This is a genomic window from Alcanivorax sp. HI0083 (assembly GCF_001635175.1).
This window is the reverse complement of the sequence record NZ_LWFX01000898.1, coordinates 1-12,436: the sequence shown is the minus strand read 5'-3', so window position 1 is coordinate 12,436 and position 12,436 is coordinate 1. Positions and strand designations below refer to the sequence as shown.

Sequence of the window (12,436 nt, the reverse complement as noted above, 5' to 3'; positions counted from 1 at the left end):
GGTCGGCCCCCAGGCGTCGGCGTGCCTGGGATACACCGCTGCGGGCCAGCAGACTGTCGGTGGCCAGTCCCTGGGCGCAGATATTGAGCCGGCGCGCTACTTCGCAGACCGGTTCGTTGCGGAACAAGGCCATGCCCAGCACCAGCCACAGCACCTGATCGCTGGGGAGGCGCCGCCGACGAATCGTTGCTTTGGAGGACAATTGGAGCGCCGACTCAACCCATTCAACGGGGATGTTCTGGGTGAAGGTGCTCAGGTCAGAGAAGGACTGAAGGGCATCAATATCGAAAAGAGACTGCTGTAAAGACACAAAAAATCCGGCTTCCCGCGAGTGGAAACCGGATTTTCGGAAAGCCCCGCTCTGCCTGCAATGCTTAAGTGAACGGCATTAGGCGCTTTGCCGGGCTTTTTTATGGCGCTTTGCGGCCGCAACACAAATGCAAAATGTAGGAGTCCCCTTCCAGGGGACGAACCACCCTGCAAAGCGGCAACACGCTCGATTCGCCTTTTAACCGGTGATCATTAATCGCTCCGCTCATACTTCAGCCTCTACGGGGCTACGTGCGTATCCTCGCTTCGTTCGGTTCGTCCCCTGGAAGGGAACCCCTACAGCGTCTTCGTAGACCGGTCGATGTCTTAATTCCATCAAGCGTAGCTCGTCGCTTCTGGTGTGCGGCATGTAGCAAGCCTTATACTTTCCCCATGGACGCACTGATTCGCTACTTCCCCCGGGTTGACTACCCCCCCTGCTGGCAAGCCATGCGTGACCTCACTGATCATCGCAACGCTCAGCAGAACGACGAGTTGTGGGTGCTGGAACACCCCCCGGTCTTCACCCTGGGCCAGGCGGGCAAGCCCGAGCACGTACTCAATGCCGGAGAGATTCCGGTGGTGAACACCGATCGCGGCGGACAGGTCACCTATCACGGCCCCGGCCAGACGGTGATTTACCTGATGCTGGATATCAAACGGCTGGGGCTGGGAAGCCGCGGGCTGGTGACTGCTATCGAGGAAGGCATCATCGATTTTCTTGCCAGCCTGGGTATTGAGGCCGTGAACCGGGATGACGCCCCCGGGGTCTATGTGAACGGGGCCAAGATCGCGTCCCTGGGGCTGCGCATACGCCGTGGCGCAACCTATCACGGGCTCGCCATCAACCGGGACATGGACCTGGCGCCCTGGCAGCGGATCAACCCCTGCGGGCACGTGGGCCAGCCCATGACCACCCTGCAAGCGCAGGGCGTCAATCTGGGCCGCCACACCATGGAACAACAACTGGTGACATTATTAGCCAAACGTCTGGGCCTGACGCCCCGGACAGCGCCCCCACCAGACTGGTACAATGCACTTCAGGAGAACGCCATCACTGACAGCGATCCTGACAGTGCCCTGGCAGCACCGTCCCCACGACGGTAACCCACAGACACAGATGCCTGCCCCCACCCTTTCGGCAGCACCCGACGGCAATGGAAACCCCATGAGCGAACAGGCCCAAGCCAAACGCAAAGTGCAAATCGGCGACAAACTGCGCGGCGCCGACAAGGTCCGCACCATCCCCATGGTCAACGAAGAAAGCGGCTATCAACGCAAGCCGGACTGGATTCGTGTGCGGGTTCCCGCCAACGGAGAAATCCAGCGCATCAAGTCGCTGCTGCGCAAACAGAAACTGCACACCGTTTGCGAAGAAGCCGCCTGCCCCAATTTGCCCGAATGCTTCGGCGGCGGCACCGCCACCTTCATGATCATGGGGGACATCTGCACCCGTCGCTGCGCATTTTGCGATGTGGGGTTTGGCCGGCCCAACGCCCTGGATGCCGAAGAACCCCTGCACCTGGCAGAGTCGGTGGAAAACCTGGGCCTGAACTATGTGGTGATTACCTCCGTGGACCGGGACGATCTGGCTGACGGTGGCGCGGAACATTTTGCCGAATGCATCCGCCAGGTACGCGCACGCACCCCAGATACCCGCATCGAAATTCTCACCCCGGACTTCCGCCCCTGCCTGGATACCGCCGTGGAGATTCTCGGCGAGACCGCACCGGACGTGTTCAACCACAACATTGAAACCGTCCCGGAACTGTACAAGCACATCCGTCCGGGTGCCCGGTACCAGCACTCTCTGGATCTGCTCAAGCGCTACAAGGCGCTGCGCCCGGATGTGAGCACCAAAAGTGGCATCATGGTGGGGCTGGGCGAGACCTTCGAACAGGTCATCAATACCATCAAGGATCTGCGCGCCCACGACGTGAACATGATCACCATTGGCCAGTACCTGCAGCCGAGCAAGCATCACGCCCCGGTGGAACGCTTCGTGCACCCGGACGAGTTCCGCGAGTACGCCCGCGTCGCCAACGAGCTGGGTTTTACCTCAGTAGCCTCCGGCCCCATGGTGCGCAGTTCCTATCATGCTGATTTACAACATAAAGGCATCGATGTGGGCCTGCACAAGCCCTGATCCCCCGGCCGTCCCCACCGGGGCGGCCGCTTAAATTTACATTTCCCACACTTGCGGCCCACTGACCCGGCCCCGGCTTTGCATTACGCTAGGGAACCTCTAAATAACTCTTTGCGTACTCAGTCTTTCAGGCTGGTTCGCAATCTAGGCGCGCTTTTGAAGGTGTATGTCCATCCATCGAAAAAGTGCAACAACGAGTGCGGGCCAGCCTGGAAGACCCGAAGGGCGTGGCCTGAAGCGCACATCTGCTGCGCCTTGCCTCTCGGAAAGGGAACCACCCTGACCATCGAAACAAGACACAGCAGCTGCACGCTTCAGGCCACGCTGAGCATGCAAAGAGTTATTCAGAGGTTTCCCAACCCGCGTTTATCCCGGCGGTTGTTGCCGTTACGATTTTGAAGGTCCCCGTGTCATGCCGAGAAGTGCAGTCCGCAGACAATCCCCCGCGTTTTTCTTGTTGGCCCTCTCCCTGGTCAGCACCCTGCTTGCCCGCCCCGCGCAAGCGGAAGTCCCCGTGCCGGTAATGGCCCCCGTGCTGGATGTGGCAAAAGAGCTGCAGCTGCCCGAAACCGATCTGGCCGTGGCCTCGATTCCACTGGATGGCCCCGGGCAAGCCCGCTTCATGAACGCCGACATGCCATTGAACCCCGGTTCCATCATGAAGGTCATCACCACCTACGCCGCGCTGGAATTGCTGGGCCCCACGTTTCAGTGGCACACCCGCCTGTATACCGACGGCACCATTGAAGACGAAACGCTGAACGGCAACCTGTATTTTGTCGGCAGTGGCGACCCCAAACTCACCGAAGAACGGCTGTGGCTGCTACTGCGTGAGTTACGCGCCATGGGCGTCAAACATATCGCCGGTGATCTAATTCTCGATGGCAGCGTTTTCAACCTGCCCAATGGCATCGCCGACTTCAATGATGACGGCGACAACCCCAATGCGCCCTTCCTGGTGGAGCCCAATGGCCTGCTCACCAACCTGAATGTACTGCGCATCCGGGCCCGTGCAGACAACCGGGGTATTCACACCTGGACCGAACCCGCGCTGGACGGTATCACCATCGACAATCAGCTGGTGTTCCGTGACTACGGGCACTGCCCGCGACGCTATCAATTCGACTATGAACCTCACTTGGCTGAAGACGGCACCACCACGATTACCGTCACTGGCGTACTGCCCAAAGGCTGCAGCACCAGCAGCTACCTGTCCGTGCTCAGCCAACAAGCCTATACCGGTGCCCTGCTGACCAGCCTGTGGCAGCAGCTTGGCGGCACCCTGGCCGGCACCACACGGGAAGGCCTGCGTCCCCGGGAAGACACTGAACTGCTGGTGACCACCTCCTCGCGGGATCTGGTCACCATGGTCCGCGATATCAACAAGTGGAGTAACAACGTGATGGTGCGCCAGGTGTTCCTGACCCTGGGCGCCAGACATCGCCAGCCCGGAGACAAGGATGATCTGGCCGCTGCGGAACGGGAAATCCGTGCCTGGCTGGCCAGCAAGGGCATCGACAACCGAACCATGGTGTTTGAAAACGGCGCGGGTCTGTCACGCATCGAGCGCATCACCGCCCGGCAAATGGCCCTGTTGCTGCAACATGCCTGGGAAAGCCGCTTTGCTGCAGAACTGATCGCCTCACTGCCACTGGTGGCCATGGATGGCACCATGCGCCGCCGGCTGGGCAACGCCGATATGGCCGGCATGGGCCACATTAAAACCGGCTCCCTGCGTAATGTCCGTTCCATCGCCGGGTTTACCCGCGATGAGGACAACACCACCTGGGCGGTAGTCGCCATGGTCAACAACCCTCGCGCGTGGCAAACCGAGCCGGTACTGGACGCCTTCATTGAACAGGTGCACCTGTCGACCCGCCCACCCAGCATCAGTACCGCCAGCCAATAAAGGGCCCGCCCCGTCTTGCCATGATGGTCACGGGGTTCTCTGCTATGCTCCCGACACACTGAGACGTCTTGCAGCGCACGATTCAATGCACAACGCATGCAACAGGGTGCGCTGAGACATGGCAGAGAGCCCTACTATGATTACTGTGCATCACCTGGAAAATTCCCGTTCCCTGCGTATCGTCTGGCTGCTTGAAGAGTTGAGTCTGGACTACGAAATCAAGCATTACGCCCGCAACCCGAAGACCATGCTGGCCCCGGCCGAACTGCGCAAGATTCATCCTTTGGGCAAGTCCCCGGTGATCACCGACGGCGACACCGTCATTGCCGAATCCGGCACCATTATCGAATACCTGGTACATCGCTACGGCAACGGCCAATGGCAGCCCGCGCCAGAGGATGACCAATGGCTGAACTACCGCTACTGGCTACACTACGCCGAAGGCTCGCTGATGCCCTTGCTGGTCATGAAGCTGATCTTCAGCCATATCGCCAAAGCCCCCATGCCCTTTTTTGCCAAACCCATTGCCAAAAAAATCAGCGGCAAGGTCACCGGCACCATGCTGGACCCGCAGCTGAAAAATCACCTGGCTGTCATTGAACAGCACCTGGCAACGCAGACCTGGTTTGCCGGCGACACCCCGTCCGGGGCCGACATCCTGATGAGCTTTCCCCTACAGGCTGCCTCTGCCCGTGCGGACCTGAGCCAACTGCCTTCGATCCAGCGCTTTGTGGCACAGATGGAAGCACGCCCGGCCTACCAGAAAGCGGTGGAACGGGCTGGCCCACTGACGCCGATGCGTTAAATGCCACAGCCACCGGAAGACGCAATTCTTACAAGCTGGGCGGCCAATGCCGCCCCCTGGATTGCCCTGCTGCAAGGCAAAGGTATCGCCAGCCGCCAGATCACCAATCCGGCAATCGTCAACGCCATTAGTCGCTACCGGCCAGACTCGGTGCTGGATGTGGGCTGCGGCGAAGGGTGGCTCTGCCGGGCACTGGCGGCAGAAGATAACGCGCCGGCCACCGCGATCACCGGCGTGGATGTCATTCCGGCACTGGTGGAAAACGCGCAGGCACAACACTCCGACGGCACCTACCTGTGCAGTGACTATTCGCGATTATCCAGTGCCCTGAGCGGCCAGACATTTGCCGTTATCGTGTGCAATTTTTCACTCTTCGGCGAGGATTCCGTTGCGCAGTTACTGGCGACGCCAGGGCCTGTTAACACTACCGAGATGACGCCTGTTGATACAAACCCTGCACCCACTCATGGCCTGCAAAGGCGATTACCGTTCGGGCTGGCGCACCGGTAGCTGGGCCGGCTGTAGTGACGCCTTCCATGACGCCCCACCCTGGTATTTCCGTACGTTGTCGGACTGGCTGGCACTTCTTCAACAACAGGGATTGCGTGTTCACATGGAAGAACCGCTGGATCCGCAAACGCACACGCCATTGTCTGTCATCTTCCACGCCCGGTAGCCATACACCCTCCCGCTCCAGCCAGCTACAGTAATCCCACAAGCCATAACAAAGTCACGATGGTTAACCTTGCCCGTGCTTTATAGGATTGCCACAGAATCGTTCGCACTCCAACAATAATCACAGTGTGGCTGCCCCATGATACTGCTCTATTTTGCTGTCAGTTTTCTTCTCGGCCTGTTACTTCTGCAAGGCCTGAACCACCTCCTGCGCATCCGTTTTTCAACCACAAAGACTCCGTCGGCCATTCGCGTTCAGCAACCTGCCGATCGGGCCTGCGACGTTGATAACACTCTTCCCGCATTAAACCTGGCGCTGCTCTCCACCCGGTAACCCGCACAACACCGTTAACGCTTCATCGTAGCCTGAGGGTGATGAGGCAACACAAATATTCAAAAACTGTTAAACCAGCGAACCAAACGGCAAAAGCGTATTCTAAGCAGTAATATAGAAGGGAAACCTGCAAGGGAGTGATATTCATGAAGACTTATTTCGCCGCCGCTGTTCTCGGCTGCACCGTTGCGTTTGCCGGCTGCCAGAGCCAACCGGAAGCGCCGATTAATCCTACCGCACAGAAAGAAATCTACAGCGGGATGCTCCCCTGTGCAGACTGCTCGGGCATTCGTACCACCCTGACCCTGTACCGCGATCAGCACGACAGCCCTACCCGATTCGAGCTGCGTGAAGAGTACATGAGCGGCTCCACCGTGAAACTGAATGCCGTGGAACGGGGTAACTGGGCATCGCGCAAATACCAGGAAGGCGTTACCCAGGAAGATGTCTACACCATCAACCCAGAGGCCGATGACGACACCCAACGCCAATATCTCAAGGACGCGGTCAATGCCATCGAGCAACTGGACCAGTCCGGCAACCGGATTGAATCGAACCTGAATTACCGTTTGCTCAGCAAATAATCCGTATCGATGGGACGAAAAAGGCGCTTCGGCGCCTTTTTCGTTCCCGCTCCCCCTCGCAGCCCTTTTACCTGCGGCACTTTGCCGCTACCTGTGAATACATCCCAAATAGGAATGACTTGCATTAAGAAGGTAAAACTCTTAGTATTGCGAACCCTATTCAACCCTTGACGCTCATGTAATTGCCGCGCGCCACCCTGTGATTTCCTGTCATCGGGCTTCCATTATTACGCGGTAGACTACATAAGCCTTTGTGTACCCAAGACCGGGCACCTGATCATTTGCCCATAGCTGGAGTTTTCCATGCCCCCAATTTCCCTGCACTTGCCGGAATGGTTTGTCAGTGGCGGCGCCACCATGTGGGTCCTCGCCCTGTTGTCCGTGATTGCCCTGGCCACGCTGATTTCCAAGATCCTGCAATTTGCCCGTATCCGCCCCGGCAACAGCCGCCAGGCGGACCAGCTGCTCAATGCTCTGCGTCAGGGCAAACAGCCCGGCGAGCCGGGCAAGCTCAACAGCCCCATCGACCGGGTTCTGTGGCAGTGCTGGCAGAACCGCAATCTGGACGAAGCCGCCTGGCAAGAAGAAAGCCTGCGCCTGGCGCGCAGCGGCCTGGATGAACTGCGCGGCGGCCTGCGGGTGCTTGAAGTGATCAGCGCCATCGCCCCGTTGCTGGGCCTGCTGGGTACCGTATTCGGCATGATCGGCGCTTTCCAGGCACTGGAAACCGCTGGCTCACAGGTGGATCCCTCGATTCTTTCCGGCGGTATCTGGGAAGCCCTGCTGACCACCGCCGCCGGCCTCACCGTGGCGATCCCGACTCTGGCCGCATTCCACTGGGCCGACCGCAGCATCGAGCAATGCCGCGAAAAGATGCAGGACCGCTTGTCTCGCCTGAAAGTACTGCGCAACAACCACACGGCTCCCGAACCTCTGGAAGAGGATCGCGACCCGTCGGTGTCGCATGCATATTGAACCGGAGCGTCATCGCACGCCCTTTATCAGCCTGACACCCCTGATTGATGTGGTGTTCATCCTGCTGGTGTTCTTTATGCTTGCCACCCGTTTCGGGCAATACCATGACTTGCCCGTGAATGTGCAGCCTGCAGACAGCACCGAGCAGCCGGATGAACACTGGCTGGTGATTGAAGTGCAGGCCAGCGGTATGCTGACGCTCAACGGCGTCAGCTTTACCCCGGCCGCCGTGGCAGACCGCCTGGACACCAGCAAGAGCAAGGTGTGGGTCACGGTGAATCCGGACGCCACCCTGCAACAGGCACTGACCGCCGTGGATGCCATGAAGGCCGCCGGCGTTCACGATGTCCAACTGGAGCTGTTGCCATGATGATCATGGAAACCTCATCACGCAGACCACCCCTGGAGCCGGTACTGCCGCTGATCAATGTGGTCTTCCTGTTGTTGATCTTCTTCATGCTGGCCGGGCAATTGGCCAAGCGCCCCACCGTGGCGGTAGAAGCCCCCATGAGCCAGACCGCCAACGGCGAGGAAGCCCGGGACAAGCTGCTGCTGGTAATGCAGAACGATGGGCAATGGTTTGCCGAAGACAGCGCCGAGCCGTTAAGCGAAGAGGCATTACTGGCCCTGCTTGGCGACAATCCGGAAGAAGCGGAAGTCCGCCTGCTGGCCGACGCAGGGATCACCATGCAAGCCTTGCGCGAACGCCTGGAAACCCTGCAAGGCATGGGTGTGGAGCAGGTTCGCCTGGTCACCCAGAGCGATGCCGCCACTGAAAGTGCAAGCGAGGAGGCACCATGAAACCTCGCAATTTTTCCGCCTGGGTTATCTCTATTCTGGTCCACGTCAGTGTGCTGGTCACCGTCGGGGCCATGACCCTGGCTGGTGGCCGCCCGGCCAAGCCCGGCGTGAGCGAAATTGCCATCAACCTGTCGGCACCGCCGGCCCCGAAACCCGCTGCGCCAGCGCCACAACCCAAGGCCCAGCCTGCGCCGCAGCCAAAGCCAAAGCCGAAGCCGAAGCCCAAACCAAAACCCAAGCCCAAACCGGTAGCGAAGCCAAAACCGAAACCGGAACCCAAACCAGAGCCCGTCCCCGAGCCGCAAGTGGCCGAAACCACGCCAGCGGAAACCGAGGATAATAACGCCGAAGAAGAGGTTTCAGCACAACCTTTGACCCAGGGCGCCAAAGGCATGGCAGGCGACCCCGGCAAAGGGGTGCATCAATCTGGTGACACGGAAAATGCGCTCAACAAGTACCTGGCCAAGGTGCGCGACACGATTGATTACAACAAGCAGTATCCGCACCGGGCCAAGATGCGCCGCCAGCAAGGAACCGTAAAAGTGTCCTTCGTGATCAATGCCTCCGGCCGCGCTGAGCAGGTAGAAATCACCGAAAGCTCCGGTAGCCGCATTCTCGATCGCGCCACCAGGGAACTGGTTGCACGTCTGCGCTTTGATGCCCCGCCCAAGGAACTGGATAGCGGCAGCGTTCCGGTGAAGGTCATCGCCCCGGTAGACTACGACCTGAACAACAGCTGAACAGAGCGGTGCCCTGCACCGCCACAGTTGATCCCCTCCCCGCCAGTCATTACTGTTTAATTCAATAACGTTAAACCGCTGGCGGAACGGCATCCGTTCCTGTTCTGCCCCCTTCGCGTTTTCTACCGGACTACCAAGGAAGGCCTGTGAGCCCATTAACTCTGGCATTACTGCTCAGCCTGGCCGCCGGCCTGAGCATGGCCGTCGGCGCACTGATTGCCGTCAAACAACATATCGCCCGTGACTGGCTACGCCAGGAAGTTCGCCATACCGTGATTGCCTTTGGCGGTGGCGCCCTGCTGGCTGCCGTGGCGCTGGTGCTGGTGCCGGAAGGGGCAAAACATCACACCCCGTTCTCCGCCACCCTGATGTTTGTCGGTGGCGGCGTGGTGTTCATGCTGATCGATCGCGCGCTCGCCGCCAAAGGGGGCGCCATGTCGCAATTGCTGGCCATGCTTCTCGATTTTGTTCCCGAAGCTATCGCACTGGGCGCCGCGCTGGCAGTGGGAGGCGGCCAGGCGTTTCTGCTGGCGTTCCTGATTGGCATGCAGAATCTGCCGGAAGGGTTCAACGCCTACCGTGAAATACGTGATAGCGGCGGGCTTGCCCCGGGCAAGATCATTCTCGCCTTTGCCGGGCTATCCCTTCTTGGGCCTGTCAGCGCCTGGCTAGGCTTTGCGGTATTGGTAAACATGCCAGTCATACTGGGCGGCATTATGCTGTTTGCCAGCGGCGGCATTCTCTACCTGATTTTCCAGGACATCGCCCCGCAAGTTCCACTGAAGCGGTCCTGGGCGCCGTCACAGGGCGCTGTTGCCGGATTTGCCCTGGGTTTGGTGGGGCATCTGTTGGTGCAGTGAGTTGGGGCTATTATAGAACGGAGCGTAGCGGAGTAACGCACGTCGTTCCGTGCGGCCCGAAGGGTGAGCGAAGCGAATAACGCCGCTTGTGGCGCGAACCGAGCGACAGCGAGGCGAGAGAAATCAACGATATCGACCCTTCTTTCCGGCGCTGTCGAGCACTGATCTCCCCGATCGCCCTGCGGGTGATTTCCTTGCTTCGCAAGGTTCGCACCTCGAGAGGTACTCCTACAGTCGCGTCGTAGCCAGGCCGGGGTTATTCTCCCCAGCGTTTCACCAGGGTCTGCTCCACACCAAGATGATCGAGTAACCGGGCCACCATGAAATCCACCAGATCGTCCACGCTTTGTGGCTGGTGATAGAAACCCGGCGCGGCGGGCATGATGGTGACACCGAGGCGGGAAAGTTTGAGCATATTTTCCAGATGAATCGCAGAAAAAGGCGATTCGCGGGGCACCAGAATCAACTTGCGCCCTTCCTTGATCGCCACATCCGCAGCGCGCTCAATCAGGTTATCACTGGTGCCCGTGGCAATGGCAGACAGGGTTCCGGTGGAACAGGGGCACACCACCATGGCCGCGGGGGCACCACTGCCGGAGGCAACCGGCGCGGTCCATTGTTCCAGCCCGCAGACGACCAGCCGTCCCTTGTCGGTCTTTACCCACTCACGCAAGGCCTGCTCAGCCTGGCCAGTACCTGCAGGAAGCTTCAGTTCGGTTTCCGTACCAATCACCACACGTGCGGCCTTGGACAGCAGCACAAAAACCTCGCAGTCCGCATCCAGCAGACACTGCAGCAATCTCAGGCCATATGGCGCTCCGGAAGCGCCCGTAAAGGCAAGCGTAATGCGTTGAGTCATGAGCCCATCCCGACGCCTCTGGCCATCATCGCCGCCAGAATCGGCATCAGAATGACCAAATGAATTTCCGCCACCAGCACACCGCGCAGGTTGCGTTGCAGCTTGTCATCGATTTCCGGTACGTGGCCGGCTTTCACCGATTTTCGCCAGCCCAGCAGCACCTTGGTGGGATACAGGCTTAGCAAGGCGATCAACACAAACAGCGTGACCTTGCCATGGAACCAGGGGTTCGCCAGATAGAAGTTCCAGCCTTTTTCCGTCCAGCCCGCCCGGGCCAGGCCGCTGATCAATACCACCAACGCCGACAAGCCGTAGCCGATATCCAACCACAATAACGTGCGCACATTGCGCTCATTGATCCCCGTCCGCCACAGCAACAGCTCGCCATACAGGCAAGCAAACAACATCAGAATGCTGAGGTAATGGACCGAAGCCCAGAGTACAGACCAGAACATGGCAACCTCCTTGAAACCGCATCACGGCGCACGCTTCACGCTACAACGCATTGCCGCTTGTGGCGTGAAGCGTGCAGCGTTTATTCAGCCAACGCATCCAGCAGTTTCTGGTGAATGCCGCCAAACCCGCCGTTGCTCATCACCACCACATTCAACGGCTCACCTTTGTGGCTCACTACTTTGGCCACAATCTCATCCAGCGATTCACTGACCGATGCGGGCACTGGCGCCTCGCTGAGCACCGAATCCAGCGACCAGTCCAGGCCCGGTGGCTGATACCAGATTACCTCATCGGCGCAGACGGTGCTGCCAGCCAACGCCGCCTTGTGATTTCCCAGCCGCATGGTGTTGGAGCGAGGTTCGATAATGGCGAGAATCTTGCCATCGCCCACCTTGCGTCGCAGGCCATCCAGGGTCGTGGCAATGGCCGTGGGGTGATGGGCAAAGTCATCGTAAACCCGCACACCGCTCACCTCGCCGCGTAGCTCCATGCGCCGCTTCACACCCACAAATTCCGATAACGCTGCGGCGCCATCGGCCAGGGTCACGCCCACATGGCGGGCGGCCAGTAACGCGGCCATGCCATTGTTCACACTGTGACGGCCAGTCTGATCCCAACGCACCTGTGCCACTGGCTCGCCGTTTTCCAGCACGGTAAAGACCGAGCCGTCGTCCTGATCCAGACGATAGCCCAGCGCTTGGTCTTCGCCGAAACGCTCCACTTCACTCCAGCATCCCTGATCCAGCGTTTCCTCCAGTGCGGTTTCACCGTGGGGCAGAATTAACCGCCCGGTGGAAGGTACAGTGCGAATCAGGTGATGAAACTGGGTCTGTATCGCCGCCAAATCCGCAAAGATATCCGCGTGATCAAATTCCAGATTATTGAGGATCACGGTACGGGGGCGGTAGTGCACAAACTTGCTGCGCTTATCGAAAAATGCCGTGTCGTACTCGTCCGCCTCCACCACAAAAAAAGGCGTCTCG

At 59.3% G+C, this 12,436-nt stretch carries 16 protein-coding genes; 12 read left to right on the top strand and 4 right to left on the bottom strand.

Annotation, left to right across the window (positions count from 1 at the left end; translation table 11 throughout):
* A partial coding sequence (locus tag A3754_RS08905; protein WP_369817598.1) for a transposase domain-containing protein occupies window positions 1–283 on the bottom strand: 283 nt, incomplete at its 3' end.
* 419 nt (window positions 284–702) lie between these two features.
* Here A3754_RS08905 and lipB point away from each other — a divergent pair.
* The 12 genes from lipB (at window position 703) to A3754_RS08850 (ending at window position 10,138) form a co-directional block, all read left to right on the top strand.
* Window positions 703–1,416 carry a lipoyl(octanoyl) transferase LipB gene (lipB, locus tag A3754_RS08900; protein ID WP_063519383.1) on the top strand — a complete coding sequence of 238 codons (714 nt, stop codon included), beginning with the start codon at window positions 703–705 and terminating at the stop codon, window positions 1,414–1,416.
* Window positions 1,417–1,477: 61 nt separating this feature from the next.
* Complete coding sequence (gene lipA / locus A3754_RS08895; protein ID WP_063519382.1) at window positions 1,478–2,455, top strand: lipoyl synthase; 978 nt, start codon at window positions 1,478–1,480, stop codon at window positions 2,453–2,455.
* A 454-nt stretch (window positions 2,456–2,909) separates the two neighbouring features.
* A complete protein-coding gene (gene dacB, locus A3754_RS08890) occupies window positions 2,910–4,364 on the top strand; it encodes a D-alanyl-D-alanine carboxypeptidase/D-alanyl-D-alanine-endopeptidase (protein WP_231880560.1) in 1,455 nt (484 codons plus the stop codon).
* Window positions 4,365–4,500: 136 nt separating this feature from the next.
* Window positions 4,501–5,169 (top strand): glutathione S-transferase, encoded by a 669-nt coding sequence (locus tag A3754_RS08885; RefSeq protein WP_063519380.1) that lies wholly within the window; start codon window positions 4,501–4,503, stop codon window positions 5,167–5,169.
* Window positions 5,170–5,679 (top strand): trans-aconitate 2-methyltransferase, encoded by a 510-nt coding sequence (locus A3754_RS08880; protein ID WP_197468581.1) that lies wholly within the window; start codon window positions 5,170–5,172, stop codon window positions 5,677–5,679.
* A 304-nt stretch (window positions 5,680–5,983) separates the two neighbouring features.
* Window positions 5,984–6,178 carry a hypothetical protein gene (locus A3754_RS26600; RefSeq protein WP_156496928.1) on the top strand — a complete coding sequence of 65 codons (195 nt, stop codon included), beginning with the start codon at window positions 5,984–5,986 and terminating at the stop codon, window positions 6,176–6,178.
* 146 nt (window positions 6,179–6,324) lie between these two features.
* Window positions 6,325–6,762 carry a copper resistance protein NlpE gene (locus A3754_RS08875; protein ID WP_063519009.1) on the top strand — a complete coding sequence of 146 codons (438 nt, stop codon included), beginning with the start codon at window positions 6,325–6,327 and terminating at the stop codon, window positions 6,760–6,762.
* 303 nt (window positions 6,763–7,065) lie between these two features.
* Window positions 7,066–7,737 (top strand): MotA/TolQ/ExbB proton channel family protein, encoded by a 672-nt coding sequence (locus A3754_RS08870; RefSeq protein WP_063519379.1) that lies wholly within the window; start codon window positions 7,066–7,068, stop codon window positions 7,735–7,737.
* Complete coding sequence (locus A3754_RS08865) at window positions 7,727–8,107, top strand: biopolymer transporter ExbD (RefSeq protein WP_063519378.1); 381 nt, start codon at window positions 7,727–7,729, stop codon at window positions 8,105–8,107. Before A3754_RS08870 ends, A3754_RS08865 begins: the two co-directional genes overlap by 11 nt.
* On the top strand, window positions 8,104–8,538 hold the full coding sequence (locus A3754_RS08860; RefSeq protein ID WP_063519377.1) for a biopolymer transporter ExbD: 435 nt from the start codon (window positions 8,104–8,106) through the stop codon (window positions 8,536–8,538). The genes A3754_RS08865 and A3754_RS08860 overlap by 4 nt, the downstream gene beginning before the upstream one ends.
* A complete protein-coding gene (locus A3754_RS08855; protein WP_063519376.1) occupies window positions 8,535–9,278 on the top strand; it encodes an energy transducer TonB in 744 nt (247 codons plus the stop codon). Before A3754_RS08860 ends, A3754_RS08855 begins: the two co-directional genes overlap by 4 nt.
* A 146-nt stretch (window positions 9,279–9,424) precedes the next feature.
* On the top strand, window positions 9,425–10,138 hold the full coding sequence (locus A3754_RS08850; RefSeq protein ID WP_082872277.1) for a ZIP family metal transporter: 714 nt from the start codon (window positions 9,425–9,427) through the stop codon (window positions 10,136–10,138).
* A 256-nt stretch (window positions 10,139–10,394) separates the two neighbouring features.
* On the opposite strand, the gene A3754_RS08845 is transcribed toward A3754_RS08850, so the two are convergent.
* The 3 genes from A3754_RS08845 to mpl all read right to left on the bottom strand — a co-directional run.
* Window positions 10,395–10,997 (bottom strand): flavin prenyltransferase UbiX, encoded by a 603-nt coding sequence (locus tag A3754_RS08845; RefSeq protein ID WP_063519375.1) that lies wholly within the window; start codon window positions 10,995–10,997, stop codon window positions 10,395–10,397.
* Entirely contained in the window at window positions 10,994–11,452 is a 459-nt protein-coding gene (locus tag A3754_RS08840; protein WP_063519374.1) for a DUF2214 family protein, read from the bottom strand. The genes A3754_RS08845 and A3754_RS08840 overlap by 4 nt, the downstream gene beginning before the upstream one ends.
* A gap of 80 nt (window positions 11,453–11,532) precedes the next feature.
* The coding region (gene mpl, locus A3754_RS08835) for a UDP-N-acetylmuramate:L-alanyl-gamma-D-glutamyl-meso-diaminopimelate ligase (RefSeq protein WP_063519373.1) at window positions 11,533–12,436 on the bottom strand (904 nt) is incomplete at its 5' end.

Bases quoted from the DNA above. Each gene is read 5' to 3' on its own strand.
- A3754_RS08880 (WP_197468581.1), top strand. From the start codon at position 5,170: ATGCCACAGCCACCGGAAGACGCAATTCTTACAAGCTGGGCGGCCAAT.
- A3754_RS08845 (WP_063519375.1), bottom strand. From the start codon at position 10,997: ATGACTCAACGCATTACGCTTGCCTTTACGGGCGCTTCCGGAGCGCCA.
- lipB (WP_063519383.1), top strand. From the start codon at position 703: ATGGACGCACTGATTCGCTACTTCCCCCGGGTTGACTACCCCCCCTGC.
- A3754_RS08885 (WP_063519380.1), top strand. From the start codon at position 4,501: ATGATTACTGTGCATCACCTGGAAAATTCCCGTTCCCTGCGTATCGTC.
- A3754_RS08855 (WP_063519376.1), top strand. From the start codon at position 8,535: ATGAAACCTCGCAATTTTTCCGCCTGGGTTATCTCTATTCTGGTCCAC.
- A3754_RS08865 (WP_063519378.1), top strand. From the start codon at position 7,727: ATGCATATTGAACCGGAGCGTCATCGCACGCCCTTTATCAGCCTGACA.
- A3754_RS08840 (WP_063519374.1), bottom strand. From the start codon at position 11,452: ATGTTCTGGTCTGTACTCTGGGCTTCGGTCCATTACCTCAGCATTCTG.
- A3754_RS26600 (WP_156496928.1), top strand. From the start codon at position 5,984: ATGATACTGCTCTATTTTGCTGTCAGTTTTCTTCTCGGCCTGTTACTT.
- lipA (WP_063519382.1), top strand. From the start codon at position 1,478: ATGAGCGAACAGGCCCAAGCCAAACGCAAAGTGCAAATCGGCGACAAA.
- A3754_RS08860 (WP_063519377.1), top strand. From the start codon at position 8,104: ATGATGATCATGGAAACCTCATCACGCAGACCACCCCTGGAGCCGGTA.
- A3754_RS08870 (WP_063519379.1), top strand. From the start codon at position 7,066: ATGCCCCCAATTTCCCTGCACTTGCCGGAATGGTTTGTCAGTGGCGGC.
- A3754_RS08875 (WP_063519009.1), top strand. From the start codon at position 6,325: ATGAAGACTTATTTCGCCGCCGCTGTTCTCGGCTGCACCGTTGCGTTT.